28 protein-coding genes and 1 tRNA gene are annotated in these 25,617 nt (G+C 67.2%); 10 read left to right on the top strand and 19 right to left on the bottom strand.

Annotated features, from left to right (window positions below; genetic code table 11):
• The first annotated feature begins 41 nt into the window (after positions 1-41).
• On the top strand, positions 42-392 hold the full coding sequence (locus XAN126_RS0113475; protein ID WP_024279112.1) for a cupin domain-containing protein: 351 nt from the start codon (positions 42-44) through the stop codon (positions 390-392).
• A gap of 82 nt (positions 393-474) precedes the next feature.
• On the opposite strand, the gene rpsI is transcribed toward XAN126_RS0113475, so the two are convergent.
• The 3 genes from rpsI to XAN126_RS0113490 all read right to left on the bottom strand — a co-directional run bounded on the left by rpsI (position 475) and on the right by XAN126_RS0113490 (position 2,062).
• Entirely contained in the window at positions 475-954 is a 480-nt protein-coding gene (gene rpsI / locus XAN126_RS0113480) for a 30S ribosomal protein S9 (protein ID WP_038193505.1), read from the bottom strand.
• Position 955: 1 nt separating this feature from the next.
• Entirely contained in the window at positions 956-1,417 is a 462-nt protein-coding gene (gene rplM, locus XAN126_RS0113485; RefSeq protein WP_024279114.1) for a 50S ribosomal protein L13, read from the bottom strand.
• A gap of 198 nt (positions 1,418-1,615) precedes the next feature.
• Positions 1,616-2,062 (bottom strand): PaaI family thioesterase, encoded by a 447-nt coding sequence (locus XAN126_RS0113490; protein ID WP_024279115.1) that lies wholly within the window; start codon positions 2,060-2,062, stop codon positions 1,616-1,618.
• Between the two features lie 99 nt (positions 2,063-2,161).
• On the opposite strand from XAN126_RS0113490, the gene XAN126_RS0113495 reads away from it, so the two are divergent.
• The 3 genes from XAN126_RS0113495 (at position 2,162) to XAN126_RS27195 (ending at position 5,664) form a co-directional block, all read left to right on the top strand.
• The gene (locus XAN126_RS0113495; protein ID WP_029877155.1) at positions 2,162-2,986 is read left to right on the top strand and encodes an enoyl-CoA hydratase; all 825 of its coding nucleotides are present in this window, start codon (positions 2,162-2,164) and stop codon (positions 2,984-2,986) included.
• A 54-nt stretch (positions 2,987-3,040) separates the two neighbouring features.
• Complete coding sequence (locus XAN126_RS0113500; protein WP_024279117.1) at positions 3,041-4,111, top strand: rhomboid family intramembrane serine protease; 1,071 nt, start codon at positions 3,041-3,043, stop codon at positions 4,109-4,111.
• Between the two features lie 83 nt (positions 4,112-4,194).
• Positions 4,195-5,664, top strand: coding sequence for a hypothetical protein (locus XAN126_RS27195; protein ID WP_155982307.1), 1,470 nt, complete (start codon positions 4,195-4,197; stop codon positions 5,662-5,664).
• Between the two features lie 125 nt (positions 5,665-5,789).
• On the opposite strand, the gene XAN126_RS0113510 is transcribed toward XAN126_RS27195, so the two are convergent.
• Complete coding sequence (locus tag XAN126_RS0113510) at positions 5,790-5,999, bottom strand: DUF2842 domain-containing protein (RefSeq protein ID WP_024279119.1); 210 nt, start codon at positions 5,997-5,999, stop codon at positions 5,790-5,792.
• 145 nt (positions 6,000-6,144) lie between these two features.
• On the opposite strand from XAN126_RS0113510, the gene XAN126_RS0113515 reads away from it, so the two are divergent.
• Positions 6,145-7,227: a COX15/CtaA family protein gene (locus XAN126_RS0113515; protein ID WP_024279120.1), complete on the top strand. Its 1,083-nt coding sequence runs from the start codon at positions 6,145-6,147 to the stop codon at positions 7,225-7,227.
• Here XAN126_RS0113515 and XAN126_RS0113520 read toward each other — a convergent pair.
• Both XAN126_RS0113520 and XAN126_RS0113525 read right to left on the bottom strand, forming a co-directional pair.
• Positions 7,224-7,919: an LrgB family protein gene (locus XAN126_RS0113520; RefSeq protein WP_024279121.1), complete on the bottom strand. Its 696-nt coding sequence runs from the start codon at positions 7,917-7,919 to the stop codon at positions 7,224-7,226. The genes XAN126_RS0113515 and XAN126_RS0113520 overlap by 4 nt on opposite strands.
• Positions 7,906-8,346, bottom strand: a complete 441-nt coding sequence (locus XAN126_RS0113525) for a CidA/LrgA family protein (RefSeq protein ID WP_024279122.1) — start codon at positions 8,344-8,346, stop codon at positions 7,906-7,908. The genes XAN126_RS0113520 and XAN126_RS0113525 overlap by 14 nt, the downstream gene beginning before the upstream one ends.
• Positions 8,347-8,443: 97 nt before the next feature.
• Here XAN126_RS0113525 and XAN126_RS0113530 point away from each other — a divergent pair, with 97 nt between their 5' ends.
• On the top strand, positions 8,444-9,343 hold the full coding sequence (locus XAN126_RS0113530) for a LysR family transcriptional regulator (protein ID WP_024279123.1): 900 nt from the start codon (positions 8,444-8,446) through the stop codon (positions 9,341-9,343).
• 91 nt (positions 9,344-9,434) lie between these two features.
• Here the strand turns inward: XAN126_RS0113530 and XAN126_RS0113535 are convergent, their stop codons facing one another.
• From XAN126_RS0113535 to XAN126_RS0113545, 3 genes are all read right to left on the bottom strand, one after another.
• Entirely contained in the window at positions 9,435-10,739 is a 1,305-nt protein-coding gene (locus XAN126_RS0113535) for an O-acetylhomoserine aminocarboxypropyltransferase (RefSeq protein WP_024279124.1), read from the bottom strand.
• Positions 10,740-10,810: 71 nt separating this feature from the next.
• Positions 10,811-11,350, bottom strand: a complete 540-nt coding sequence (locus XAN126_RS0113540) for a CoA-binding protein (protein ID WP_024279125.1) — start codon at positions 11,348-11,350, stop codon at positions 10,811-10,813.
• Between the two features lie 17 nt (positions 11,351-11,367).
• Complete coding sequence (locus tag XAN126_RS0113545) at positions 11,368-12,144, bottom strand: TatD family hydrolase (RefSeq protein WP_024279126.1); 777 nt, start codon at positions 12,142-12,144, stop codon at positions 11,368-11,370.
• Between the two features lie 151 nt (positions 12,145-12,295).
• Here XAN126_RS0113545 and XAN126_RS0113550 point away from each other — a divergent pair, with 151 nt between their 5' ends.
• The gene (locus XAN126_RS0113550; RefSeq protein ID WP_197024037.1) at positions 12,296-12,892 is read left to right on the top strand and encodes a biotin transporter BioY; all 597 of its coding nucleotides are present in this window, start codon (positions 12,296-12,298) and stop codon (positions 12,890-12,892) included.
• Positions 12,893-12,901: 9 nt separating this feature from the next.
• Here the strand turns inward: XAN126_RS0113550 and XAN126_RS0113555 are convergent, their stop codons facing one another.
• The 6 genes from XAN126_RS0113555 to XAN126_RS0113580 form a co-directional block, all read right to left on the bottom strand.
• Positions 12,902-13,411 (bottom strand): hypothetical protein, encoded by a 510-nt coding sequence (locus tag XAN126_RS0113555; protein ID WP_024279128.1) that lies wholly within the window; start codon positions 13,409-13,411, stop codon positions 12,902-12,904.
• A 92-nt stretch (positions 13,412-13,503) separates the two neighbouring features.
• The gene (gene metG / locus XAN126_RS0113560) at positions 13,504-15,057 is read right to left on the bottom strand and encodes a methionine--tRNA ligase (protein ID WP_024279129.1); all 1,554 of its coding nucleotides are present in this window, start codon (positions 15,055-15,057) and stop codon (positions 13,504-13,506) included.
• 58 nt (positions 15,058-15,115) lie between these two features.
• Entirely contained in the window at positions 15,116-16,147 is a 1,032-nt protein-coding gene (locus tag XAN126_RS0113565; protein WP_024279130.1) for a DNA polymerase III subunit delta', read from the bottom strand.
• Positions 16,144-16,842, bottom strand: a complete 699-nt coding sequence (tmk, locus tag XAN126_RS0113570; protein WP_024279131.1) for a dTMP kinase — start codon at positions 16,840-16,842, stop codon at positions 16,144-16,146. Before tmk ends, XAN126_RS0113565 begins: the two co-directional genes overlap by 4 nt.
• Positions 16,839-18,077, bottom strand: coding sequence for a D-alanyl-D-alanine carboxypeptidase family protein (locus XAN126_RS0113575; RefSeq protein WP_038225174.1), 1,239 nt, complete (start codon positions 18,075-18,077; stop codon positions 16,839-16,841). Before XAN126_RS0113575 ends, tmk begins: the two co-directional genes overlap by 4 nt.
• 198 nt (positions 18,078-18,275) lie before the next feature.
• Positions 18,276-19,136, bottom strand: a complete 861-nt coding sequence (locus XAN126_RS0113580; protein ID WP_081762636.1) for a septal ring lytic transglycosylase RlpA family protein — start codon at positions 19,134-19,136, stop codon at positions 18,276-18,278.
• A gap of 351 nt (positions 19,137-19,487) precedes the next feature.
• Here XAN126_RS0113580 and XAN126_RS0113585 point away from each other — a divergent pair.
• Both XAN126_RS0113585 and XAN126_RS0113590 read left to right on the top strand, forming a co-directional pair.
• Positions 19,488-19,577: transfer RNA gene (locus XAN126_RS0113585), tRNA-Ser, on the top strand.
• A 530-nt stretch (positions 19,578-20,107) separates the two neighbouring features.
• Entirely contained in the window at positions 20,108-20,536 is a 429-nt protein-coding gene (locus XAN126_RS0113590; protein WP_024279134.1) for a hypothetical protein, read from the top strand.
• Between the two features lie 31 nt (positions 20,537-20,567).
• On the opposite strand, the gene XAN126_RS0113595 is transcribed toward XAN126_RS0113590, so the two are convergent.
• The 4 genes from XAN126_RS0113595 to XAN126_RS0113610 form a co-directional block, all read right to left on the bottom strand.
• Positions 20,568-21,662 carry a TIGR03032 family protein gene (locus XAN126_RS0113595; RefSeq protein ID WP_024279135.1) on the bottom strand — a complete coding sequence of 365 codons (1,095 nt, stop codon included), beginning with the start codon at positions 21,660-21,662 and terminating at the stop codon, positions 20,568-20,570.
• 137 nt (positions 21,663-21,799) lie between these two features.
• Positions 21,800-22,603, bottom strand: a complete 804-nt coding sequence (locus XAN126_RS0113600) for an SDR family oxidoreductase (protein WP_024279136.1) — start codon at positions 22,601-22,603, stop codon at positions 21,800-21,802.
• A gap of 81 nt (positions 22,604-22,684) precedes the next feature.
• Positions 22,685-23,839: an MFS transporter gene (locus XAN126_RS0113605; protein WP_024279137.1), complete on the bottom strand. Its 1,155-nt coding sequence runs from the start codon at positions 23,837-23,839 to the stop codon at positions 22,685-22,687.
• 164 nt (positions 23,840-24,003) lie between these two features.
• Complete coding sequence (locus XAN126_RS0113610) at positions 24,004-24,972, bottom strand: GlxA family transcriptional regulator (protein ID WP_024279138.1); 969 nt, start codon at positions 24,970-24,972, stop codon at positions 24,004-24,006.
• A 231-nt stretch (positions 24,973-25,203) separates the two neighbouring features.
• On the opposite strand from XAN126_RS0113610, the gene XAN126_RS0113615 reads away from it, so the two are divergent.
• A complete protein-coding gene (locus tag XAN126_RS0113615) occupies positions 25,204-25,605 on the top strand; it encodes a MarR family winged helix-turn-helix transcriptional regulator (protein WP_024279139.1) in 402 nt (133 codons plus the stop codon).
• The last annotated feature ends 12 nt before the right edge of the window (positions 25,606-25,617 follow it).

Consider the following 25,617-nt stretch of genomic DNA (forward strand, 5'->3'; position numbering starts at 1 on the left):
GGCAACTTGAGCCGCACGGCATGTGCTTCTGGGAGCCGCCAATGACCGCCGCGCCGAACTACATGATCTCTCGCCTGGACGAGATCCCGGCCGTGCCCTGCCCCTGCGGTTTCGCACGCCGTGCATTCGGGACGGACGACAACAGACTGGCGACCGTGCACCTCACCGACATCACCGAGGATGCGCGGGTGCACTACCATAAGCACATGACCGAGATTTACGTGATCCTCGAAGGCGAAGGGGAGATGGAGCTCGACGGCGAGCGCGTGCCGGTCTCGCCGCTCACGTCCATCTTCATCAAGCCGGGCTGCCGGCATCGCGCCATCGGCCGCCTGCGCATCCTGAACATCCCGATCCCCGCCTTCGACCCGGAGGACGAGTGGTTCGACTGAACCGGGACCATGAGGCCAAAAAGAAAGCGGCGGGGACTGGCCCCGCCGCTCTCGAAAAACATCGAACCGTGAACCGAAGCGATCAGCGCTTCGAGAACTGGAACGAACGGCGGGCCTTGGCGCGGCCGTACTTCTTGCGCTCGACAACGCGGCTGTCGCGGGTCAGGAAGCCGCCCTTCTTGAGGGGGCTGCGCAGCTCGGGCTCGTAATAGGTGAGCGCCTTGGAGAGGCCGTGACGCAGCGCGCCGGCCTGGCCGGACAGACCGCCGCCGGAGACGGTGGCGACCACGTCGTACTGGCCTTCGCGGGCGGCGACCTGGAACGGCTGGTTGATCATCAGGCGCAGCACGGGACGGGCGAAATACACCTCGATGTCCCGGTCATTGACGGTGATCTTGCCGGTGCCGGGGCGAACCCACACGCGGGCCACGGCGTCCTTGCGCTTGCCGGTGGCATAGGCGCGGCCGAACTTGTCCAGCTTCTGGACATGAACGGGAGCTTCGGGCTGGGCCGAGACGGTCGCTGCGCCGAGAGCGTCGAGGGACTGGAGAACCTCGGCCATGTCAGTTCCTCACGTTCTTGCGGTTGAGAGCCGCCACGTCGAGGGCGACCGGCTGCTGGGCCTCGTGCGGGTGGGCAGGGCCCTTGTAGACGCGCAGGTTGCCCATGATCTTGCGGCCGAGCGGGCCGCGGGCGAGCATGCGCTCCACCGCCTTCTCAATGACGCGCTCCGGGAAGCGGCCCTCGAGAATGAACTTCGCGGTGCGTTCCTTGATGCCGCCCGCATAGCCGGTGTGATGGTAGTAGACCTTCTGGTCCTTCTTGCGGCCCGTGAACACCGCCTTCTCGGCGTTGACCACGACGACGTTGTCGCCGCAATCCACGTGGGGGGTGTAGATGGGCAGGTGCTTGCCCTTCAGGCGCATGGCGATGATGGTCGCGAGCCGGCCGACAACAAGGCCGCTGGCGTCGATCACCACCCACTTCTTCTCGATTTCGGCGGGCTTGGCCGAATACGTCGTCATGGGATCATTCCGAATGAGAAGTCGGACGGCCCAGCCCATGAGGACCGAACGGCGTCCGACGATGGGGTGCTTCTAGAGGAGCACAGCGCGCACGTCAACGCATTCGGGATGCCAAAACACATGCGAAAACAAACGGTTATAAAAATGGTGCAATAACACCGTCAAAATTACCGCGTTTTCGCATTGCCTTGACGTCGATCAGCCCTTCGGCCGATCCGGGATCGAATAGGTGGCGACGCAATGAGCGACCAGTTCGTCGTCCCCCGGCCCCCGAATGCCCACCTCCCCAACCGCGAGACGCTTACCCAGCTTGATGATGCGGGCGTCGCCGAAGAGCGGCCCCGGGGCCGGCTTGCGCAGGAAATTGATGGAGAGATTCGTCGTGACCGCGAGCGCGACTGGCCCGATCTGCGCCAGGAGCGCCACATAGACCGCCACATCTGCCAGCGCCATCATGGCCGGACCGGAAATGGTGCCGCCCGGGCGCAGATGGCTCTCATCGGCATCCAGCCGCACCGTCGCGGTCTTCAGGCCCACGCGCTCCACATGGTGCGCGCGGCCCGGGCCGAAGGCTTGCGGGAACTCCGCCGCGAGGAAGGTCTCCAGATCCTTCACCGTCATCACCGCATCGCGCGCCGCAGTCATCCCGTCCATTCCCCTTCCCTGCCCCGGCTCGCGCCGGCCGACGCTTGTGAATAGGATAGCGGCCGGAACGTCAAATCCGGAAACACCAAGGGAAATACCGTGCCCGCAACTGCCGCCGCCGTGAATGCCCCGCTCCCTGCCCCGGTCTCCCGCTCCGACGATGCGGGCGTGGTGACGCTCACCCTGTCGCGGCCGGCGCAGCGCAATTCCCTGTCCGAGGCGATGATGGCGGCGCTCACGACGGCGCTGGCCGAGGTCGCGGCGGATTCGTCTGCCCGCGCGGTGGTGCTGGCGGCGGAAGGGCCTGTCTATTCCGCAGGGCATGATCTGAAGGAGATCCAGTCCCATCGCTCCGACCCGGACCGCGGACGCGCCTATTTCGAGGATGTGCTGAAGCGCTGCGCCACGCTGATGACGGCCATCGTCCGCCTGCCCCAACCGGTGATCGCGGCGGTCGAGGGCATGGCGACGGCGGCCGGTTGCCAGCTGGTGGCGAGCTGCGACCTCGCGGTCGCTGGAGACAAGGCGCGCTTCTGCACGCCGGGCGTCAATATCGGCCTGTTCTGCCACACGCCCATGGTGGCGCTCTCGCGCAACCTCTCGCGCAAGCACGCCATGGAGATGCTTCTGCTCGGCGACTGGACCGAGGCGGACGACGCCCTGCGCATGGGCCTCGTCAACCGCGTTGAGCCGGCCGGCGACGCTCTTGCTACAGCGCAGGCCCTCGCCCGCAAGATCGCGGACAAGTCACAGGTGCCGGTGAAGCTCGGCAAGGCCGCCTTCTACGCGCAGGTCGAGCTGGGCCTCGACGACGCCTATACCTACGCCTCGCGCGTCATGGCGGAGAACATGCTGGCGCGCGATGCGGACGAAGGCATCTCGGCGGTACTCGCCAAGCGTGCAGCCGTGTGGGAAGACAGGTAGACACCTGCTGCGGCTCCGCTTCGGCGACGCAATTTCCGAAGCGGAGGGACACAGATGCAAGGGCAGAAGCAAGGCTTTTTCGAACAGCCTCACGCCGCCACCTATCTGCTGATCGCCTTAAATGTCGCCGTCTTCGGCATGATGACTCTGCGCACGGGTGCCGCCGCACCTGCCGGGCGGGATTTGTGGCAGGCCGGCGCGCTCTATCCTTTGGTGCTGCCGCGCGGCGAATACTGGCGGCTCGTGGCGCATGGCTTCCTCCATGCGAACCCCATGCATCTGTTCACGAACATGCTGTGCCTTGCCCTGTGGGGCGGTCATCTCGAGCGCCGGGTGGGTGCCACTTATTTCATCGTGATCTACGCCATCGCACTGCTCGCAGGCGGGTTTGTCAGCCTCGCCACGCACCACGGCCCCTATCTGTCGGTGGGCGCATCAGGCGCGGTCTCGGGGGTGCTGGGTGCGCTGTTCTGCCTCTGGATACTCGGAAAGGTCGAGCTTGGGGCGAGCTTCTTCATCATCAACATCGGCCTCAACATCACCTTGTCGTTGAGCACGCGGGGCGTTGACTGGGGGGCACATCTCGGCGGGTTCACCGCCGGCCTCGTGGCCTGCGCCGTCATCGATCTGATCGAACGGGGCAATGCGCGCGTGTTCGCCTGCAAGTTCCCGGAAGGGCTGAAGCTCAACGTGCTGATCCTCGCCGTGGTCGGCCCTATGGCCGCGGCTCCGTTTGCACCGCCAATTCCCGCCACGCCCGCGGCCTTCGCACTTGCGGCAGGCATCGTCCTTCTGGCCCTGACAGTCGCAGTGAAGGCGATCGATCTCGTTCTGACGCGCCGGCATGGACTGGCAATCGCCGCCTTCATCCTTGCGTTGCCGAACACGGTGGCCGCGCTTGCCATTTTCGACCGGCTGGCGGAGACGATCTGCGCCGCATCCGGGAACGCGCCGGCGTTGGCAGCACTGTGCAGCCACGCAGGCCTGCTGCCGACGCTCGGAGCCGCAGCCATGCTTGCTCTGTCGCTCGGCCTCTCGACCCGCAGCATTGCCAAGGGCGTGACGGACCTCGGCTTCGTCGCGCCCGGCCTCAGGGGCGAACGACGCCGGCGGCTCGGCCTGTGACGCCGTTTACACTCCATAAACCATGATCTGGCTCTCTGGGTGAGACTGGCGCGTCTTGCGTCCGAATCGCGGGAGGGCCGCGCATGTCTCAGCTGGAGACGACGCACCTTGGAATGACGCAGACCGACACGGCGGGGCCCGATGTCGGGCTTCGGCGTGCGCGGCTGGCGTGGCGCCCGGGCATCTGGCAGGCCGCGTGGATCGTCTTCGCCCTCATCGCACTCGCCAGCTTCCTGCCGCTGCGCTTCTGCGCCACCACCACCCTCGCGTTCGAAGTGGGCACCCAGCCGCCCGCTGGCGCCATGCGCGGCGTGGCGCAGATGCTGGGCTCGAGGGAATTGGCCTATGACGCCGTGCGCCAACTGCCGGATGATGACGTGCGCCGCATCGCCGCCGGTGGCTTGACGGGATGGCTGGGCATGACCCGCGCAGGCACCGAAGGACGCTCCGAGAGTGTCGCCGCCGCGTGGCGCCTCATGGAAAATCTGGAGGTATCGCCGGCCCAGGGTGGGCGCGCGTTGCGCCTTACCGTCACCGCTGCGACGCCCGGCCTCGCCGTGCGGGCGGCAGACGCCTACGTCTCCGCATTCCTCTCCCTCGATCGCGCCACGCGCGAGGCGCAGGAGGAGCCTTCCCTGCTGCCGGCGGCACGCCGGGGCGAGGCCGGGCGTGCCTCTTTCGTGCCCCAGCCGCCCGGGCCACTCGCCCTCGGGTTGCTCGCGGCCGTTGCCGCCCTGCTGGTCATTGCGCGACGCACCGTGAACCGCCCGGCAGAAGCCGAAGGCGTGGTGGATGGCGCCGTTCTTCCGGTCGAACTCAATGACAGCCACCGCATCACCTGGATCGGCGGCCCGGAGGGCGCCGGCCTCGATGCGGATGCGGCGGTCGCGCGCCTCGCCGCCCATCTCGCGACCTCGCGCGGGTCGACGCGCCTGGTTCTACTGACCTCCGACGACCTGCCCGAGGCCTCCGCCACCTGCGCGGTCTCCCTGGCCCGTCGCCTGTCGGAGGATGCCGGGGTGGCTCTGGTGGCGTTGGATGGCAGCGCCGAGAGCCTTGCCGCCCTCGTGTCGGACCCATGGGCGCCGGGCATGAGCGAACTCCTGTTCGGCGTCGCAGGCTTCGGCGAGACCATCCATCGGGACGCCCGCTCCCGGGCCCACGTGATCCCGCCTGGCCGGGACGTGCTCTCCGGCTCTGCTGTGGTGGGCGCCGAGCGGCTCGCTTTGGTGCTGGAAGCCCTCAAGCGGACCTACGATTACGTGGTGGTCGCCGCCCCCAGCCTGTCGGCGGCCCGCGGCGGTCGCCGCATCGCCGGGCTTGATCCGCTCGTCGTCTGCCTGAATGCCGACGATGCACCGCCGACAGCCGCCGTCGAAACGTTCGACGCCCTCGCGGAGAAGAAATTCGGCCGAGTGGTGATGCTCTGCCTCGCCTCCCGCCGGACCGTGGAAGAGGCGCCGGAGAGCGAGGATCACCTCGCCGTGCCATCCCTTGATGCCCAGGAAATCGATCCGCCGCAAATGCCCGAACGGCTCGCCGGCGCGGCCTGATCCAACCTTCGCTATCGCGCGACAAAGGCCCGGCCCCGCCGGGCTTTTTTGCGTTTCGCCCTCAAACAGGCAGGGCGAATGCTCGCCTGAAACCTAAAGAAACGGGCGCAAGAGACTGTGTAACCTCATTTTTTGTCCGGACGCTCCATCCAGCGAATGATGAGAGCCGCCGGGAGAACCCACAGGCTTCCCAGAAGCACGTAGCAGACGGTCTGAAGTGCCCAGTGCAGCTCGGTGACCCGGCCCTGAGCCAACGCCATGGCCATCAGCGCCCAGACGACGACCAGCACCAGCATCAGGACCGTACCGATAAGCTTGCGCAGGCGTTGGGGCATTCGCGATCACTCCCTGGCCGCAGGGGCTGCTGGCGTGCCGAAGCGGCATGCGGCACCCGCTCCCTTGCGCGGCACACAGGCTCTCTATAACGGATCGATCCGGAGGGGCCACGCAGCAAGACCGCGCACGCGGAGTCGAGATCACATGTCGCACGCCGAAGCCGTTACCCTGATCGCCGACCGTCCCCGCCCCGGGATCAAGGCCGTCCGCCTCTGGCTCTATTTCGTCGCGGCACTGATCGTTGCCATGGTGGTGGTGGGCGGCGCGACGCGCCTCACCGAATCCGGCCTCTCCATCACGGAATGGAAGCCTGTCACCGGCGCCCTGCCCCCCATGTCGCAGGGCGACTGGCAGGCGGAGTTCGACCGCTACAAGGCCATTCCCCAGTACGAGATCCTCAACAAGGGCATGGGGCTGGAGGCGTTCAAGCGCATTTATTGGTGGGAATGGGGCCACCGGCTGCTCGGCCGGGTCATCGGCTTCGCTTTCCTGCTGCCCTTTCTCTATTTCGCCTTCCGCGGCGTGCTGCGCGGATCGCTGCTGGCGAAGTGCCTCGGGCTGTTCGCCCTCGGCGGGCTGCAGGGTGCCGTCGGCTGGTGGATGGTGGCGTCGGGGCTCACGGAGCGGGTCTCCGTCAGCCAATATCGCCTCGCAGTCCATCTCACCCTCGCCTGCATCATCCTCGCCGCCATCGTCGCCGTCGCGCGATCGCTCGCCGGCGAGGGGCGGCAGGCGGTGACTGGCCGCGCGCGGCTGACGGCGCGCGTGCTGGTGGCCCTCGTGCTGGTGCAGATCTTCGCCGGGGGACTGGTGGCCGGGCTCGACGCCGGCATGGCCTACAACAGCTGGCCGCTCATGGACGGCCACTTCATTCCCGCCGCCGAACAGCTCGGCGCCATGTCGCCGTTCTGGCGCAACCTGTTCGAGAATGCGCTGACGGTGCAATTCGATCACCGCATGGTGGCCTACGCTCTGTGGGCGCTGGCGCTTGTCCACGCGCTCGATGCCATGCGGGGCGACGGGCGGGCGGCAAGGCGGGCATGGATTCTGTTCGCTCTGGTGACGGCGCAGGCGACGCTGGGCATCCTGACGCTGATCCACCAGGTGCCCATCGATATCGCTTTGGCGCATCAGTTCGGGGCGACCATCGTCCTGATCTTCGCCGTGGTGCATGTGAGCGGCCTCGGTGCGCCCGAGGCCGCCAAGGCCGTGACCGCGGCCGCCTAGACCAGCGCCGCCACGATCGGCGCGATCATCACGTTGAACAGGCCTGCCAGCACCATCACGAGACCGGCGATGGAGCCTTCCTCCCCGCCGATCTGGTGCGCCCGGGCAACGCCGGCACCGTGGGCGCCCATGCCGAACAGGGCGCCGCGGGCCAGCGAAGAGCGCAGCGGCATCACCTTCAGCACCACCTCGCCCAGCGCCGCACCGCAGATGCCGGTAAGGATGACGAACACGGCGGTGAGGTCCGGCACGCCGCCGATGTCGCTGGAAACCGCCATCGCGAAGGGAGTGGAGGTCGACCGCGGCATCAGGCTGAGGCCGATGGAATCGCTCAGTCCCAGAAGATGCGCGAGGGCCAGCGCCGTCCCCATGGCGAGGGTGCTCCCCACCGCGACGCCGACCAGCAGCACCGGCCAGTAGCGACGGATGAGCGCGCGCTGCTCATAGATGGGAATGGCGAAGGCGACCGTCGCCGGCCCCATCATCAGCAGCAGCCAGCGGGTGCCGGCGATGTACTCGCCGTAGCCGGCGTGCAGGCTGAGTGCCACGGCACCGACGCCGATGGGCGTCAGCAACAGCGGCGAGGTCCACCAGAACCGCCAGCGCCGGCCGATGGCCCGCGCCGCAAGATACGAGCCGATGGTGACGGCCGACCAGAACAGTGCGGCAAACAGGGGGTTATGCATCCACATGGCGCGCCTCCCCCGACAGACGCTGGGTCCAGCGCCAGCACAGATCGACGGCGAGCGCGGTGCCACCCATGACCGTGACCGTGCCGAGCAGGATCACCGCGGCGATCTTCAGTCCATCGAGGCCGATGAGTTCCTTGTGATCCAGCACGGCCATGACGGCGGGCACGAAGAACAGCAGCATCTCCGCCAGCAGCCAGGACGCCCCACGCCGCACGCTGGCCGGACGCAGCCAGCCGCTCGCCAGAAGCGCCAGCACCACCACCATCCCCACGATGCCACCCGGCACCGGCAGCTTAACCAGCCGCACCACCCCCTCTCCCGCCATCCAAAAACCGGCGAGCACGGCGAGTTGAGCAATCATGTTGCGATGCAGCGCGAGGCGGACGGTACGAAGCAAGTGATTGGGGGCAGAGCGATTCTGGGACATGGCTGGCACCTCCAGTGCCGATGCCAGTAAGATAGTATGCAGCGCAGCATGATGAAAATGAATTGATTGCATAAAGAGCATTCCATATAGGCATCATATGGAACTTCGGACGCTCAGGGCCTTCGTGGAGGTGGTGCGGCAGGGCGGCTTCTCGCCGGCCGCCAAGGTGCTCAATGCCACCCAACCCACCATTTCCAAGGCCGTGAAGCAGCTGGAGGACGAACTCGGCGTTCCCCTGCTCGATCGCATCGGCCATCGCAGCCAGCTCACCGCCGCGGGCGAGATCGTCTACCGCCGCGCATTGACCCTGCTCGCGGAGCGCGAAGGCCTCGTCGCCGAGCTGGACGATCTGAGAGGCCTCAGGCGCGGCAGCCTGCGCCTCGGCCTACCGCCGCTTGGGGCGAGCACGCTGTTTGCGCCCTTGTTCGCCGTCTTCCGCTCCCGCTATCCCGGCATCGAGATCCGGCTGACCGAGCATGGCTCCAAGCGGCTGGAGGAAATGCTGATCGAGGGCGAGGTGGAGCTGGCCGGCTCCCTGCTCCCCGCCAAGGAGGGGTTCGACGGGCAGGGCGTGCGGTGCGAGCCGCTGATGGCCGTGCTGCCGGTGAGCCACCCTCTGGCGGGGCGGGAGCGGGTGACCATGGCCGATCTGGCGGGCTTCCCCTTCATCCTGTTCGAGGGCGGATTCGCGCTCAATCAAGTGCTGGAGGACGCCTGCGCTCGCAACGGCTTCGCGCCGCAGATCGCCGCGCGCAGCGGGCAGATCGACTTCATCGTGGAGATTGCGGGCGCGGGCCTCGGGGTGGCGTTCCTGCCGAAGACCATCGCCTACCAGCGCCGCACGCCGGCGGTGCGCTTGTCGGAACTCGCCGAGCCCGGCACCGAATGGCACATGGCCATCGTCTGGCGAAAGGGCAGCTACCTCTCCCACGCCGCCCGCGCCTGGCTGGAGCTGACGCGGGAGGTCTATGGAGACGGGGACGGTCCGTCCGGCTGAACGTCATAGCTCTAAAAAAAACCGCGCGGGCCCTTGGGAGCCCGCGCGGATCGAAGATCAGATCTTCGCCCAGATCAGATCTTAGCCCAGGTCAGATTTTGGCCAGCGCCTGATCGAGGTCGCCGATGATGTCCGCCACGTCCTCGATGCCGATGGACAGGCGCACCACCTCCGGCCCGGCCCCCGCCGCCGTCTTTCCGTCGTCGGTCAGCTGGCGATGGGTCGTGGAGGCGGGATGGATGATGAGCGAGCGGGTGTCGCCGATGTTGGCGAGATGCGAGAACAGCTCGACGTTCGACACCAGCTTCACGCCCGCCTCATAGCCGCCCTTGAGGCCGAAGGTGAAAACCGCGCCGGCGCCCTTGGGCAGGTATTTCTGCGCCAGGGCATGATACTTGTCGGTCGCAAGGCCGGGATAGCTCACCCAGGAAACCTTGGGGTGCGCGGCCAGCCACTGCGCCACCTTCAGCGCATTCTCGCTATGCCGCTGCATGCGCAGGGCGAGCGTCTCGATGCCGGTGAGGATCAGGAAGGCATTGAAGGGCGACAGCGCCGGCCCGAGGTCGCGCAGGCCCAGCACGCGGGCGGCGATGGCGAAGGCGAAATTGCCGAACGTCTCGTGCAGCACCATGCCGGAATATTCCGGCCGCGGCTCGGTCAGGAAGGGGTAGCGGCCCGAGGCCGACCAGTCGAACGTGCCCGCATCCACGATCACGCCGCCGATGGAATTGCCATGGCCGCCCAGGAACTTGGTGGCCGAATGCACGACGATGTCGGCACCGTCCTTGATGGGCTGCCAGAGGTAGGGCGTCGCCAGGGTGTTGTCGACGATGAGCGGCACGCCCGCCTTCTTGGCGATGGCGGAGATGGCGGCGACATCGGTCACCACGCCGCCCGGATTGGCGATGGATTCGATGAAGATCGCCTTGGTCTTCGGCGTCACCGCCCGCTCGAACGAGGACACATCGTCCGGGTCCGCCCACACCACGTTCCAGCCGAAGCTCTTGAAGGCGTGGGAGAACTGGTTGATCGAGCCGCCATAGAGCTTGCGCGAGGCGATGAACTCGTCACCGGGCGTCAGCAGCGTGTGGAACACCAGATGCTGGGCCGCATGGCCGGACGCGACAGCAAGGGCCGCCGTGCCGCCCTCCAGCGCCGCGACGCGCTCTTCCAGCACCGCATTGGTCGGGTTGGTGATGCGGGTGTAGATGTTGCCGAACGCCTGCAGGCCGAACAGGGAGGCGGCGTGATCCACGTCGTCGAACACGAACGAGGTGGTCTGGTAGATCGGCGTCGCCCGCGCGCCCGTGGTAGGGTCCGGCTGGGCGCCCGCGTGGATCGCGAGGGTCGCGAAACCCGGCTCGTGCGGGGCGGCGGGGGTCTTGTCGTCGGACATGGGCGCTTTCTCCGTCAGTGCCAACCTTCTATGCCGGCGGGCTTCGATAGATAATTCCGTACTTCTACCGATTAGATTGATTTCGATCCACGCGGTGCGATGGAAAGCCGCTGCACCCCGCTGCCCAGCCGCTGGGGGCGGCGGGCGGAGATGGTGCGGGAATTGACGCCGGTCCAGCCGATCTCGCCGGAAAGGCGGCCATATTCGATCTTCGGGCAGCGGTTCATCACCACCTTGAGACCGGCGGCCTCGGCGCGGGCGGCGGCTTCGTCGTTGCGGACGCCAAGCTGGGTCCAGAACACCTTTGGCAGGGGATCGAGCGCCAGCACCTCGTCGAGAACGGCGGGCACATGCTCGGGTGCGCGGAACACGTCCACCATGTCGATGGCCTCAGGCACATCCTTCAGCGACGCGACGAAGGTGAGTCCCACCACGGTCTTGCCCGCCTGCCCCGGATTGACCGGATAGACGCGATAACCGCGCTCGGACAGGTATTTCATCACGAAATAGGACGGCCGCGCCGCATTGGCGCTGGCGCCGACGATGGCGATCGTCTTCACCTCGGAGAGGACCGAGCGGATATAGGCGTCGTCGTAGCGATCGTGGTTCACCACGTCTCCTCCCTCGTTCAGCGCCGGGCCTTAGAAAACAAGGTGTAGAAATTCCGGGTGGTTGCGGCGGCAAAGGCTTCGAAAGGCTCGCCCCGCGCCTCGGCCAGCACCTTCGCCGTCTCGCGCACGAAGGAGGGCTCGTTGCGCTTGCCGCGATGGGGAATCGGCGCGAGGAACGGGGAATCGGTCTCCACCAGAATGCGGTCGGCCGGCACATCGCAGGCGATGGCGCGCAGATCCTCGCTCTTCTTGAAGGTCACGACGCCGGAGAAGGAGATGTAGCCGCCCAGCGCCAGCGCCCGGCGGGCGAGGTCCGGCCCGGCAGTGAAGCAATGCAGCAGGAAGGGAAAGGCGCCCCTCGCGCTCTCCTCCTCGAGAATGGCGGCCACGTCCTCATCCGCCTCGCGGGCGTGAATCACCAGCGGCAGGCCGGTCTCGCGCGACGCTGCGATATGGGTGCGGAAGCCGTGCTCCTGCGCCTCGCGCGGGCCGAGGTCGTAGTGATAGTCCAGCCCCACCTCGCCGATGGCCACCACCTTGGGATGGCGGGAGAGGTCCACCAGGTCCTTCACCGTGACATCGGTTTCCTCGCCCGCCTGATGGGGGTGGGTCCCCACGGAACAGCTCACGCTGTCGAACCGCTCGGCGATGGCGATGATCTCGTTGAAGCGGCGCACCCGCGTGGAAATGGTGACGAGATGAGTGACGCCAGCCGCCTCGGCGCGCGCCACCACGTCCGGCAGCTCGGCGGCGAAATCGGGGAAATCGAGATGGCAGTGGCTGTCGACGAGCATGATGATCCCACGGACGTTCCGCGCTTCACATAAGCGCATCGGCCCTCCCCGTCGAGGCACCGGGCCATGCGCACAGCGCACGGCCGGGCCTTGCCGGACTGCTCCGGCAAAGGTATCGCGGGGGCCTATACGGGCCCGGCCGGCTCGTCCCATGGCGAGACCCTTCATGCTCAAGACCCAGCCCCCGCTCCGCCCTGCGCTCGCCCGCCTCGCTGATGCGTCCAACGTCTGGGCGATCGCTTTGCTCGTCGTGGGCGTAGCCCTGCTGGCCTGGAGCGCCCAGCTGTCTATCCCCATCCAGCCGGTGCCCATCACGCTGCAGAGCTATGTGCTCATCTCGCTTGCCGCCCTCATGGGCTGGCAATTCGGCGGGCTGACCGTCGCGATCTATCTGCTGGCCGGATTGATGGGGCTGCCGGTGTTCTCGGGGGGGCGGAGCGGGCTCGCCATGCTCACCGGCACCTCCGGCGGCTTCGTCGTCGGCTTTCTCGTCACGACGCTGCTGGTGGGCTGGCTTCAGGAGACCTGGGCGCGGCTGCGCCCGCTGCCGCTGTTCGGCGTTCTCGCCCTCGGCCATCTCGTGCTGATGGTCATGGGCGCCGGCTGGCTCGCGACGAAGATGGGGCCGGTCTTCGCTCTGGAGAAGGGCTTCCTGCCCTTCCTGCCGGGTGCCGCGGTTAAGACCGTCGCGGCGCTCGCCACCGTCATCGCCATGGAGCGCCTCGCCGGCACCCCGCGCCAGCAGTGAGTCGCGCGGCTACTGGGCCGCGCTGATCTCTTCCTTGAGGGCGTCCGCGTCCGGGGCGGGCATGGTGATGGGCTGCACACGCTCGCCGGGGCGGCCGGGATTGGTGACGATGGAGGCTTCCAGCGACACCGTGACGTTCCCGCCCGAGGTGTTGAAGATGTAGTCCAGCCGGAAGGCGGCATCCTGGCTCTGGCCGTTGGTGCGCTTCATCGCCTCATCAGGCGGAAGGCGTTTCTCGGCAATGAGTTGGGCCGGCTGATCGACCGTGATGTTGTACTGGCGGGCACGCCGTGACGTCGCGATGCGGGCGCGCACGAGGGTGGCGTCGGCGCCGGCGAGCTTCACCTCGATGCGCGGCACGGCGGGGCCTTCCGGCACCGGCGGGGACATCTGAGTCGGCATGGCCGGGGGGATGGGATCATAGTTGGGAGAAGGCGCCGGAGCGCGGTCGTAGCTGCTGGAGCAGCCGGCCAGTGCCAGCGCCACCGCGGCCACCGAAACCCATCTCACGCCCGTCATTCCCACCGCTCCAGTTCCCCCAGCCCCGCCTGCTGTAAACTACAAAACCCTAGCAAGGTTAAGATATTTCCGGTTCCCGCCCATTCCGGGGCTCAGGTGGCGGCTTCCGGCTCCACATAGCGCGGGAACACGCCGACAGGGGTAGGCAGGGCCAGGCCGGCGGGCAGGCGGAAGGCCGGAGCGAGCCGGTCGAAGCTCCGCTCCGCGGCGGGAATCGCCACCAGGTCCAACAACTTGGCGGCGCTCTCCGGCATCACCGGCTGGACCATGATGCCCACCTGCCGGATCACCTCGGAGGTGACCCATAGCACCGTCTCCATGCGGGCGGGATCGGTCTTGCGCAGGGCCCAGGGGGCCTGGGCGGCGAAGTAGCGGTTGGCTTCCGCGACGACGGCCCAAACTGCGTTGAGATACAAGTGGATAGCCTGCGCTTCCATGGCCTCGCGGCTCTTTTCGAGCATCCCGCCGGCGAGGGCGAGCATGGCCTCGTCCTCCGGCGAGAGGGGGCCGGGGGTAGGCACCAAGCCATTGAGATTCTTGGAGATCATCGACAGCGAGCGCTGGGCGAGGTTGCCCAGGTCGTTGGCGAGGTCGGCGTTGATGCGGTTGACGATGGCCTCGTGGCTGTAGGAGCCATCCTGGCCGAACGCCACCTCCCGCAGGAAGAAATATCTAATGGCATCAACGCCATAGGTGGTCGCGAGGTCGAACGGGTCGATCACGTTGCCCACCGACTTCGACATCTTCTCTCCGCGGTTGAAGAGAAAGCCATGGCCGAACACGCGCTTGGGCGCCTCCAGCCCGGCGGACCAGAGAAATGCCGGCCAGTACACCGCATGGAAGCGAATGATGTCCTTGCCGATGACATGCACGTCTGCCGGCCAGTACTTCGCGAAGTCGCCATCCACGTTCGGATACCCGAGCGCGGTGATGTAGTTCGTCAGCGCATCCACCCACACATACATGATGTGCTTGGGATCACCTGGAACGGGGATGCCCCAGTCGAACGTGGTGCGGGAGATGGAGAGGTCCTGAAGGCCCCCCGAAACGAAACTGACAACCTCGTTTCGGCGGGTGTCAGGCGCTATAAACCCCGGGTTTTCGGCATAGTAAGTGAGCAGTCGGTCCTGATAGGCCGAGAGGCGGAAGAAGTAGCTCTCCTCCTCCACCCATTCCACAGGCGTTCCCTGTGGGCCGAGCCGAACGCCGGTGTCATTCAGTGTTGTCTCACTTTCCGCGTAATAGGCTTCATCCCGGATGGAATACCAGCCCGCATACGTGGATTTATAGATATCCCCATTCGCCGCCATCTTTTCCCAGATGGCCTGCGTGGAAATGCGGTGCCGCTCCTCCGTGGTGCGGATGAAGTCGTCGTTGGAGAGGTTGAAGGTCTCCACCATCGCCTGGAAGCGGGGAACGTTTCGCTTGAGCAGCTCGCGGGTGGTCACGCCGGCGCGCTGCGCGGTCTGCAGCATCTTGATTCCGTGTTCGTCCGTACCGGTGAGGAAGCGCACGTCATAGCCGTCGAGCCGCTTGAACCGCGCCATGCAGTCGGTCGCGATCGCCTCGTAGGCATGGCCCATGTGGGGCACGCCATTGGGGTAGGAGATGGCGGTGGTGATGTAGAACGGCGGCTTGACGGACATCGGAAGGCTCGGACGATTTCCCCGACCCCCGGGACTGCGGCTTCAGCTTGCGGCAGCTTCAGCGCACGGCCTCGGCCAGATCGGCAAAGATGCGGAACACCAGCGCCTTGCGATCGAGATTGAAGACATCCGCCTCGGTCGCGCTGCGCCGCACCTTCTCCCACACCTCGCCGAGGCGGACAAGGCGATGGCGGGGCACGTCCGCGTGCGTGGCCTGCGCGGCCACATAGTCGCTCACCGCCTCGACGAAGAGATCGAGCCCGTCGGCCCGGTCGCCCTGAAGCCGTGTGCCCAGCGCGTGCAGGTCTTCCGGGCGAGGACGGGGCAGCTGATCCAGCGCCTTGAGGGTGGCGAGGCGCACCTCCATCCCCTCCCCCCGCGCCAGCGTCAAAGCGCGCCGCACGCTGCCGCCGGAGGCCTGCGCGGCGGCCGGAAGCTCGGCGGCGTTGAGGTCGCCGATCTCGGTGGAGAGATGGTCCAGCGCCGCCAGCACGTCGCCCTCTCCCAGCGCCCGCAGCCGCAGCAGGCGCGAGCGCGAGCGGATGGTGGCCAGCACCTTGCCGGGGGCGTGGGTGATGAGCAGGAACAGCGCGCGCGGCGGCGGCTCCTCCAGCGTCTTCAGCAAGGCATTGGCGCCGAAGGCGTTCAGTTCGTCCACCGCATCGACGATGCACACCCGCCAGCCGCCGGCCGCCGCCGTGGCGCCGAAGAAGCTGCGCACCCGGCGCACCATCTCGGCCGGGATGATGGTGGGGATCTTCTCCTCCCCCGCCTCCGGTGCCCGGCGCAGCACCAGCATGTCGGGATGGCTCATGGAGGCCACCTGCCGGAACACCGGATGGCTCGGCGACAGGCTCAAATCATGGGCGCCCGGTTCCGGGCCGCCGGCCAGCACCACGCGTGCGAGGCGATAGGCGAGCGTCGCCTTGCCGATGCCCTCCGGCCCGCCGATGAGCAAGGCATGGGGCAGGCGCCCGGCGCGGAAGTCGCCGAGCAGGTCGGCCTCCACCGCCGCATGGCCGAACAGGCGGTCCTGCTCACGCGGATGCGGCGCACCCGGCAGAACGTCGCCGGCGATCTCCGTGCTCATGCGCCCGCGCCCGCGATCGCTTGGGCACCTGCGAGGTCTTGGGCGCCTGCGAGGTCTTGGGCGCCCAGCCCGAGGCGGGCCGCCACCACGTCGGCGATGGCGGCGGCGACCGCATCGGCAGCGGCCGAGGCATCGATGAGGGCGCAGCGCGCCGGCTCCGCCTGTGCCCGCGCAAGGAAGGCGGCGCGCACCGCTGCGTGATAATCGCCGCCCTCTTTCTCGAACCGGTCCGCCGCCGCGCCCGCCGCGCGTCGCGCGGCGCGGGCCAGGCCGATCTCCGGCGGCACGTCCAGCACGAGGGTGAGGTCCGGGCGCACGGTGCCAACCGAAAGCGCCTCAAGGGAATCAAGAAGGCTCGCGTCCACGGCGCCGACCGCCCCCTGATAGACGCGGGTGGAATCGATGAAGCGGTCGCACACCACGATCTTGTCCGCCGCCAGCGAAGGCGCGATCAGGCCGGCCACATGGTCGGCCCGCGCAGCGGCGAACAGCAGCGCCTCCGCCGCAGGCCCGAGCGGCTCGGCCGCGCCGGAGAGGATGACATGGCGCAGCGCCTCCGCACCGGGCGTACCGCCGGGTTCGCGCGTCTCCACCACGTCGAGCCCGAGGCCGCGCAGATGCTGCGCCAGCCGCCGCGCCTGGGTGGACTTTCCGGTGCCCTCCCCGCCTTCGAGGGTGATGAAACGCCCGCTCATTTGCCGACCTTCGCCAGCACCTTCTTGAAGAGATCGCGCACGCCATCGCCCATCAGCGTCATGCCGCCATCGAGGGCGCGATCCGTCAGCGAGCCCACGGGCACGTCCTCGGCGGTGTAGAGCGGAATTTCCAGCGCCTTCACCTGTCCGCGCGTGACCTGCATGCGGCCTACCTCCGTGCCCTTCGCCACCGGTGCGCGCAGCGGCCCGGTGTAGACCACCTTGGCAGTGACGCGCTCGTTGCCCGAACGCGGCGTGAGGATGGAAACCGCCCCCTTCGCCACGAGCCCGACCGAGCCTTGCGTGCCGCCGAACACCTGCGCGCGGCCGATCTCCTGATCCGCCGTGAAGATCTGGCGCTGGCGGAAGGACTGGAAGCCCCATTCCAGCAGCTTGCGCGTCTCTTCCAGCCGCTCCTTCTCGCTCTTCGCGCCGAGGGTGGCGACGATGAGGCGCTGGCCGTTCTGCACCGCCGAGCCGAGGGCGTGGTAGCCCACATCCTTCACCCAGCCTACCTGAAGGCCATCGGCGCCGATGCCCGCGTCCAGCAGCACGTTGCGATTGCGCTGCTTGATGCGGCTCCACTCGATGTTGGGGCGGGCGAAGACGGGGTAGTACGTGGGATAGGTGCGGATGACATGGGCGGCGAGCAGGCCGAGGTCGCGGGCCGTGGACACCTGGCCGGGATCGGCGAAGCCCGTGGCGTTGTGGAACTCGGAATTCGCCATGCCGATGGCCTTCGCCTCGGCATTCATCATCTGGGAAAACTCGCTCTCGGTGTTGGCGACGCCCTCGGCCAGGGCGATGGCCGCGTCATTGCCCGAGACCACCAGCGCGCCAGCGAGTAGCTCGCCCACGGGGGCCGGCTTGTTCACCTCGGCGAACATGGCCGCCCCGCCGGAGGGACCGCCGCCGCGCTTCCAGGCGTTCACGCTCACAACGAAGGGCGTATCGAGGGCGATCTTGCCGGCCTTGAGCTGGGAGAAGACGACATCCGCCGTCATCACCTTCACCAGCGTGCCGGGGGCGAAGCGCTTGTCGGCGTCCTTCTCGTAGAGAATCGTGCCGGTCTCGAAATCGATCAGCACGGCGGAGGGAACGGAGGTCTGGAAGCCCTGCGCCGGCTGGGCGGCGGCGGGACGGGGCGTGGTCAGTACGCCGACCACAGCCAGCGCGATGGCCGGAAAAGCGAGAGCGCGAACAAGACGGGAGGCGAAGCGGGAGGACACGGGCATCTGGCTCCACCGGATACGGCACGCGGAAGGCGCCGCTCCCTGCCGCGGCGCGGCTTCGGGGCACGACGTCCCATTCGGCCGGATCATCGCGAAGCGCCGGCTCCGGGTAAAGCCCTTGGGGAATCGAGTTGGGGGGATATCTTCAGCTCGGGTGTGCGCCGAGCCGGATCAACGCCCGGAGACTCAGCGTTCGGAAACTCAGCGCTCTCCCGGCACCCCGGCAAAGCCGAGGCCGGAGACGGGCGCGGCGCCCTGCGACCAACCCGCGCTGGCCACCACCTGGCCCGAACCGCTGGTCTGGCCGAGATCATAGGGCCGCGACGGCGGCACCGGCGCCTCGTCCGACGGCGGGGCCGAAGCGGCGACACGACGCAGCGGCGGGCCTTCCGGCACGAACGGCTTTGCGGAAGCGACGCGCACGGGCGAGCCCTCGATCAGGTCCGCCGGGGTGCCGTCGGTGCGCAGGGTGGAGGCGAGCTTGATGTCGTCGTCATCATCCAGCGGCGCGCGGCCGAGATACTGCACGCGGACCTTGGTCATGCCCTTCTGGGCGAAGCCGAGCAGCTCTGCCGTCTTGTAGGACACGTCGATCAGGCGATCGCCCACATAGGGCCCGCGATTGTTGATGCGCACCACGATGGAGCGATCATTGGACAGGTTCGTCACCCGCACATAGGACGGCATGGGCAGCGTCTTGTGGGCGGCGGAGATGGAGCCCATGTCGAAGATCTCGCCATTGGCGGTCTTGCGGCCGTGGAAATCCTTGCCGTACCAGGAGGCCGTGCCCTCGGCTATGTAATTGGGGTTCTCGGCCGGCACATAGGTGCGCCCGCCGATGGTGTAGGGCTTGCCCACCTTGTAGTTGCCGCCGCCGCGCGGCACCGGATCCCCCTCCGCGACCACGCGCGGGCTGGTGGAGACGCCCCAGATGGGATCGATCTTGCTGCCGAGGGATTCGACCGAGCCGCAGCCGGCGATGGCGATCAGGGAGGAGAGAACCGCAACGGTCCGCACGCCCCGGATGGATGGCGCTGCCCCCGCGCCGGTGACGGCGCGCATGAGGTGACCGATCCTGTTCCGCTGCGTCCTCGCCGATCCCGTCATCATCCGTGCCCGGTTCCCCGCTTTTGCTGCCGCCGGCAGAGACAGAACGCACCGTGCCGCGATCAGCATGGACCCCGGCAGATTCCGTCAACAGGGGGTCCAATGACGGCAAAAATGGGGCGCAGCTGCGGCTATGGTTAACAAACGGCAATATTGCCGCCCATCATGATACCTTGAACAGCCCCATCCGGCGCCCCGCAGTCGGTCTCGCGCGCCCCGCCCCCGCCTCCCGCGCCGCCCCCTCTCGACGCGCCCGCGCACCTGCTCTAGATGGGACCATCAAGCGTCCGCCCCGCGAGCGGGCCTGGAAGGGTGGCCGAGTGGTTTAAGGCAGCGGTCTTGAAAACCGCCGTGGGGGTGACCTCACCCAGGGTTCGAATCCCTGCCCTTCCGCCATTTCACATTGATTTTATTTATGAATTTCTGATTTCGAAAAACCTACTAGCGATCTACTGCCGGAAATCAGATGGACGAAACGGGTTTATGCGGGCGTCAGATGCGCCGAAGCCGATCACGAAAATGCAATTAACTGTCGTGTGCTTCGGCGAAGCTGTGCTTATAGATACTATTGCGCCGTGAATACGTATCGAAAATTAAATCAAAATAGAAAAACAATGAATTGATATTTTCACAGTCAATAACGCAGTCGACAACTAATATTTAACAATATAGTCCGATAAATTTTGAATAAACGTCGGGTGATAACTTTACAATAAGCTTGCACAATCCAGATTTATAAAGTTGTCGCAATTTTTAGCATGGGAAACTGGCGTATTTCCAAAATAATTTCCCGTACATGAAGGCAAATAGTACATTTTCAATGATTGTGAATTGGACGATTACGCCTTTAAGGTTGGCATTCCGGCGCCCTGACCATATATGCCCACAATAAGTTGCCGATGGTGGCTTCGCATGAGGAAGCGGATTTGAGCGAAGAAGCGAAATGGGCTTTCATCACCGCGCTTGACGACGAACTGTTGAAAGGCGGCGCAACAATGTCGGAATGGTGCGCCTTCATCGTCCGCGATTGCGATTATGCTTTCGTCGGCGGCGCGAACCTCGCAACCGTCATAGCTGCTACCGCCGCAATCGAAACCTATCTTCGCGCCGAATATGCAGGCGGGAAGCGCATTCGCCTTGCGGATTTGGTTGACAGCGCCCCTATCGAACAAGGGCTTCGCGACGACATTCACAAGCTACGAAAGTATCGCAACACATGGGTTCACGTGGCAACGCCTGAAGACGACGAAGCCATACTACAAAATCCCGAAGCCTATGAAGAACAACTAGAAGAATGGGCGAGACTGGCGCAACGCACCTTGCGCCGGACCATCTATGAAAGCCAGTGGATATAAAAACCCCACCATCGGCTAAGCGGAGCTGCGTTCAATGACGATTGCCGGAATCTAGCACCCCATCCGGCGCTTCAATCGTCAGCAGGCTCGAAAGGTCCGCCCCACTCTCCGGGGCGGCCATGGGGCAGGTGGTGCCGGGGAGGACGGCCACGTCGAACAGCTCGCGGATGGCGCCTTCCAGGCGGATCCATTCCACCACATCGCCGGTGGCGAGCTTGATGATCTGGACGCCGCACCAGGGGGTGCCGCCGCGGCGCGCGATCTCGTCATCGATGGGCATGCCATTGAACGACAGGTGCCGCGGCAGAGAGAGCGTCACCACCGCGTGCCCGGCGTGGATGGAAAGGCCGCGCAGGAAGCCCGGGCAGAAGGCGACATCCTCCTTGGCGCCGGTCAAGGGATCGACGCGCACCAGATAGCCCCGCGCGGAATCCAGCATCCAGATCCACCCGCCATGGACGCGCGGCGAATGGGGCATGGAGAAGCCGTCGGCGATGACCTCGTGGTCGTCCACCCGGATGAGCAGGCCCCCGCCGACCCGATGCTCGCGCCAGCCGTCCACCACGTCGGTGGCGGAGACCGCCGTCACGTAGCGCACCCGGCCGTCCTCCAGCGCGAGGCCGTTGAGGTGGCAGCGATCCTCGGCGGCGAGGCGGGAGATGAATTTCGGCTTCCACACCGGCTTGAAGGAGTGGCGGTGGCTGATCGTGGCGAGGCAGCTGAACTTGGTGTTCACGAACACGATGCGTCCGCTCGCCTCCACCGCGATCTCGTGGGCGTCCACGTCGCCGGTGACGAACGCCGTGCGCGGCACGTAGAGGCGGTCGAAATGCCCGTTCGCCCGCTCGTCCGGGCCGAGCACGTTGGCGAAGCGCCAGATCTGGTTCAGCGAGGCGAGATAAAGCTCGTCGCCGCGCGGGGCGAGCCCCATGGCCCGCACGAAATTGCGCTGGTGGAAGGAGAGGTTGTCGTTGCCGAACTGGCCGACGAGAAAGAGCTGCCCGCTCTGGTAGGAGGAGAAGGCGAGGCTCACCCGGTGCTGCGCCAGCCACGCGGCGAAGGTGCGCGAACAGGTGATCTGGGTCTGGTCTGTCTCGACAGGAGCTGCCTCTTGCGCCTGGCCCATTGTATCCACCCGCTCCGGCCGTGGGATCTGTGCGTTGCCGTGGCCGGAGAGTGAAGCCGGTTTTTCCAGCTGAGGCCAGACCGCAGCACCGCAGCGCACAGCTTAGAACTGCACGCGCCCCGTGGCGCCGCGCCGCATCAGGCGGCGCGATAGCGCGGGGCCGGGGCGGAGCCGCCCAGATGCTGGGCCATGGCGCGGCGGGCCGCCTCATAGGCCAGCCATTCGCCGCCGTCCTGCAGGGCCGGGATGGTGACGATCTCGCCGGCATCGAGGCCCGCGAGTGCGGCGTCCACCATCTCCTCGGCGGACATCACGATCTCCTTCGGCAGGTTCGCGTGGCCACCGACGCCGGGGATGTTCCAGAACTCGGTGGCCGTCGCCCCCGGCAGCACCGCCTGCACGCGCAGGCCGCGCGCCCCCAGTTCGTGCTGGAGCGACTGGGTGAGCGCCAGCACATAGGCCTTGCTCGCCCCATAGACGCCGTTCAGCACCTCCGGCGCCAGCGCCACGATGGAGGAGATGTTGATGATGGTGCCCCCGCCCCGCGCCACGAAGGCCGGCGCAGCCGCGTAAGTCAGGCGGGTCAGGGCGGTGACGTTGATGGCGATCATCTCCTCCATGCGCGCGACATTGCTGTCGAGAAGCGGCGTCGCGGCGCCGAAGCCGGCATTGTTGACCAGCAGGGAGATGCCGGCGTCGTCGCGCAGCAGCGCCTCGATGCGGTGGAGGTCGGCGGCGGCGGTGAGGTCGGCGGTGATGGTCTGCACCGTGCGGCCGGTCGCGCTCCCGATGCGCGCCGCCACCGCCTCCAGCCGCACCGCATTGCGGGCGACGAGGATGAGGTCGTAGCCGCGGCACGCCAGCCGCTCCGCATAGATGGCGCCGATGCCACCAGAGGCGCCGGTGATCAGCGCGATGCCCTTGTTCCGTTCCGTGTTCATGGCCGATCCCCGGTCGTTGGTGCGAGACAGAGGGAGCCTAGGCGTCGTGCGCCATGTCTTGAATGTCGAAGAAGCGGCAATTCAGGACACGTTTGCGCGGCGCCGATCGAGCACGAGGGCGATGATCTCGGACGCCGCTGCGGTGGCGCCAATGGCCCAGATGAGCCCGCCGGCAACGAGGCCGGCACCGATGGCCGAGCCGAGGGAAAAACCAAGATACATGGTGGAGGTGTTCAGCGCGAGGGCGACCGGCGCCTGCGCCGCCGGCCCGGCCCCGATGAGCCGCGCCAGCTGTGCCGGATAGAAGGACCACACGCTGAAGCCCCACCCCACCACGCCGGCCAGCACCGGCACGAGGGCGAGCTGCGGGGGAAGCCGCGTCGCGAGCGCCAGCGTCAGGAAGGAGAGCCAGAGCACCACGAGGGAGCCCACCACCACCCGGCGCGAGCCGAGCCGGTCGTTGAGGCTGCCACCCACGGTGACGCCCACAGCCGCCGCGACCCCCCAGGCGGACACGCTGGCGCTGATGCCGGCGGGGCCGAAACCCAGCACCTCGGCGAGATAGGGCGCGATGTAGGGATAGGCGACGAAGGCCCCGACCGACCAGAACAGCGTGACGCCGAGCAGGCCGAGCACCGCCGGCTGGCGGACCACGCCCAGACGCTCCGACAGGCTCGCCACCGCCACGTTCGATCCCGCATCCCTGCGAATGCCGAGAAGGATGCCGCCGATGGCGACGAGCCCCATGGCGGCGACACCGAGGAAAGTCGCCCGCCAGCCGAAGGCGTGCCCCACCACCGACCCGAGCGGCAGGCCGAGGGCGATGGCGAGGGTCATACCGCCGCTGACGATGGCCAGCGCCCGCCCCCGCTTCTCCGGCGCCGCGATCACGCCCGCCAGTGCATTGGCGCCAGGCACGTAGAGGCCGGAGGCGACAGCCATGGCCATGCGCGCGATGAGCAGCGCCGCGAAGGAGGACGAGAAGGCTGCGGCGAGGTTCGCCGCCGTGAACAGGCCCATGGCAAGCAGCAGCGCGCTGCGCCGCCCAAGGCCGGCCGTCGCCACGGTGGTGATGGGCGATGACACCGCCATCATCAGGGTGAAGACCACAACGAGGGTCGCGGTGGCCGACAGGCTCATGCCGAGATCCGCCGCAATAGTCGGCAGCAGCGGCGCGATCATGAAGCCCTCGGTGCCGATGGCAGCCGTCCCCAGCGCGAGGAAGACTGCAGGCATCAGGGAGGACGTAACGGGGGACGTTGCCCGTGCGTCAGCGCGCGCCAAAGCGGCCGCAGGCAGGGGGACGTTTTCGCAAGAACCGGCCATCACGGCCTCCAGACACATCGTGGGATGGCTGGAGCCTAGGCGCGGGCATTTATGTCTCAAATGACATGTAAACGTCAATTCGCGCCATGCGCCACGCCGTCCTTCTCCCCTTCGATGTAGCGCAGGCTGCGGCGCAGGCTCTGGGGCGGATGGCCGAAGTGGCGCAGGAAGGCGCGGCGCATGCGGTCACGGTCGTCGAAGCCGGTGTCGCGCGCCACCACGTCCATGGCGTGGCGCCCCTCCTCCAGCATGGCCTTCGCCGCTTCCAGGCGCAGCCGCTCCACCGCCTTGGCGGGGGATTCGCCGGTCTCCTCGCGGAACACGCGGCTGAACTGGCGCGGGCTGAGGCTCGCCGCCTCCGCCAGCTCCTCCACGGTGAGGGGATTGCGCAGGTTTTCCTTGGCGTAGGTCAGCGCGCGGCGGACGCGATCGGAGCGCGGCTCCAGCTCCAGCAGGGTCGAGAACTGCGCCTGCCCGCCGGGCCGGCGATGGTAGACCACGAGCTTGCGGGCGATGGCGCGGGCGAGCGCGGCGTCGTGGTCGTCCTCCACCAATGCGAGGGCGAGATCGATGCCCGCGCTCATGCCGGCCGAGGTCCAGATGTTGCCGTCGCGGATGAAGATGCGGTCGTCGTCCACGCGGATGGCGGGGAAGCGCTCCTGCAGCGCCCGTGCGTGCGCCCAGTGGGTGGTGGCCGCCCGGCCATCCAGCAGGCCGGCCTCGGCGAGGCGGAAGGCGCCGGTGCAGATGCCGGCCACGCGGCGCGATTGCGCGCCCGCTTCGGCGATGTAGGCGCGCAGCCGCTCGGGCGTCGGGGTGGGCACCAGTTCGCCCAGCACCACGAGCGTATCGGGAAATGGACCGAGGGGCTGCGTGGTGACAGAGACCCCGAGCGAGGAGGAAACGCCGCCGCCCCTCTCCGACATGAGCGTGAGGGAATAGGCCGGCCGCTCCAGCACGGTGTTGGCGAACTCGAAGGCCGACACGGCCGCGAGCCCCATGACCTGGAACCCGTCCTCGACGATGAAGCCGATGTGCCGCATGACCTGCTCCCACGTCCCGTTTCGCCGCTTAAGGCAATCTGGGACATGGAGACCCGAATGCAAGCGGCCCCGCACGGCCGGTCGGACCAAACGGGGCAGATGGCCGGAATCGTCGCGTTTTCGTCCGTCGGCGCCGGGCTCAGGCCTCGAGCTTCGTCTACGCCAGGGGCAAGGTTCGGATGCGACGGTGGAGGCTGGACGAGGTGCTAGTACGGGTATATACACGTAACCATGGACACCCCATGCCACTGCGCCCGCCTGCGCCGGGCGACGCGCCGTATCAGCGCCATCTACGACGAAGGCTTCGCGCCGCTCGGCATCAACGTGGCGCAGTATTCGCTGCTGCGTTCCGTCCGCGACAAGGGCGAGGTCAGCATGACCGAGCTGGGCCGGATGCTGGAGCTGGACCGCTCCACGGTGGGCCGCAACGTGCGGGTGCTGTCCAAGCACGGCCTGGTGGAGATGCGGCGCGGCAAGGACGACCAGCGCGAGGCCTGCATCGCCCTCACCCCACAGGGCACCGAACTCCTCAAGACCGCCGCCGAGGCCTGGCGCCGGAGCCAGAAGACGATCGAGGACCGGCTGGGCAAGGACCGGCTCGAACAGCTGCGCGATCTCCTCGCCGCCCTCTGAAGCGAAGGGGTC

Origin of the sequence: Xanthobacter sp. 126, assembly GCF_000526175.1 — a bacterium.
In the GTDB taxonomy this organism is placed as follows: Bacteria; Pseudomonadota; Alphaproteobacteria; order Rhizobiales; family Xanthobacteraceae; genus Xanthobacter; species Xanthobacter aminoxidans.

Excerpts from the sequence above, each read along its gene's own strand:
- XAN126_RS0113515 (WP_024279120.1), top strand. The coding sequence starts at position 6,145 with ATGTCGCACGCCGAAGCCGTTACCCTGATCGCCGACCGTCCCCGCCCC.
- XAN126_RS0113490 (WP_024279115.1), bottom strand. The coding sequence starts at position 2,062 with ATGACTGCGGCGCGCGATGCGGTGATGACGGTGAAGGATCTGGAGACC.
- tmk (WP_024279131.1), bottom strand. The coding sequence starts at position 16,842 with ATGAGCGGGCGTTTCATCACCCTCGAAGGCGGGGAGGGCACCGGAAAG.
- XAN126_RS0113535 (WP_024279124.1), bottom strand. The coding sequence starts at position 10,739 with ATGTCCGACGACAAGACCCCCGCCGCCCCGCACGAGCCGGGTTTCGCG.
- rpsI (WP_038193505.1), bottom strand. The coding sequence starts at position 954 with ATGGCCGAGGTTCTCCAGTCCCTCGACGCTCTCGGCGCAGCGACCGTC.
- XAN126_RS0113595 (WP_024279135.1), bottom strand. The coding sequence starts at position 21,662 with ATGGGCCAGGCGCAAGAGGCAGCTCCTGTCGAGACAGACCAGACCCAG.
- XAN126_RS0113600 (WP_024279136.1), bottom strand. The coding sequence starts at position 22,603 with ATGAACACGGAACGGAACAAGGGCATCGCGCTGATCACCGGCGCCTCT.
- XAN126_RS27195 (WP_155982307.1), top strand. The coding sequence starts at position 4,195 with ATGTCTCAGCTGGAGACGACGCACCTTGGAATGACGCAGACCGACACG.
- XAN126_RS0113610 (WP_024279138.1), bottom strand. The coding sequence starts at position 24,972 with ATGCGGCACATCGGCTTCATCGTCGAGGACGGGTTCCAGGTCATGGGG.
- XAN126_RS0113520 (WP_024279121.1), bottom strand. The coding sequence starts at position 7,919 with ATGTGGATGCATAACCCCCTGTTTGCCGCACTGTTCTGGTCGGCCGTC.
- XAN126_RS0113565 (WP_024279130.1), bottom strand. The coding sequence starts at position 16,147 with ATGAGCACGGAGATCGCCGGCGACGTTCTGCCGGGTGCGCCGCATCCG.
- XAN126_RS0113575 (WP_038225174.1), bottom strand. The coding sequence starts at position 18,077 with ATGCCCGTGTCCTCCCGCTTCGCCTCCCGTCTTGTTCGCGCTCTCGCT.
- XAN126_RS0113525 (WP_024279122.1), bottom strand. The coding sequence starts at position 8,346 with ATGTCCCAGAATCGCTCTGCCCCCAATCACTTGCTTCGTACCGTCCGC.
- XAN126_RS0113615 (WP_024279139.1), top strand. The coding sequence starts at position 25,204 with ATGGACACCCCATGCCACTGCGCCCGCCTGCGCCGGGCGACGCGCCGT.
- rplM (WP_024279114.1), bottom strand. The coding sequence starts at position 1,417 with ATGACGACGTATTCGGCCAAGCCCGCCGAAATCGAGAAGAAGTGGGTG.
- XAN126_RS0113500 (WP_024279117.1), top strand. The coding sequence starts at position 3,041 with ATGCAAGGGCAGAAGCAAGGCTTTTTCGAACAGCCTCACGCCGCCACC.
- XAN126_RS0113605 (WP_024279137.1), bottom strand. The coding sequence starts at position 23,839 with ATGCCTGCAGTCTTCCTCGCGCTGGGGACGGCTGCCATCGGCACCGAG.
- metG (WP_024279129.1), bottom strand. The coding sequence starts at position 15,057 with ATGTCCGTCAAGCCGCCGTTCTACATCACCACCGCCATCTCCTACCCC.
- XAN126_RS0113580 (WP_081762636.1), bottom strand. The coding sequence starts at position 19,136 with ATGCGCGCCGTCACCGGCGCGGGGGCAGCGCCATCCATCCGGGGCGTG.
- XAN126_RS0113555 (WP_024279128.1), bottom strand. The coding sequence starts at position 13,411 with ATGACGGGCGTGAGATGGGTTTCGGTGGCCGCGGTGGCGCTGGCACTG.
- XAN126_RS0113545 (WP_024279126.1), bottom strand. The coding sequence starts at position 12,144 with ATGCTCGTCGACAGCCACTGCCATCTCGATTTCCCCGATTTCGCCGCC.
- XAN126_RS0113510 (WP_024279119.1), bottom strand. The coding sequence starts at position 5,999 with ATGCCCCAACGCCTGCGCAAGCTTATCGGTACGGTCCTGATGCTGGTG.
- XAN126_RS0113475 (WP_024279112.1), top strand. The coding sequence starts at position 42 with ATGACCGCCGCGCCGAACTACATGATCTCTCGCCTGGACGAGATCCCG.
- XAN126_RS0113530 (WP_024279123.1), top strand. The coding sequence starts at position 8,444 with ATGGAACTTCGGACGCTCAGGGCCTTCGTGGAGGTGGTGCGGCAGGGC.
- XAN126_RS0113550 (WP_197024037.1), top strand. The coding sequence starts at position 12,296 with ATGGCGAGACCCTTCATGCTCAAGACCCAGCCCCCGCTCCGCCCTGCG.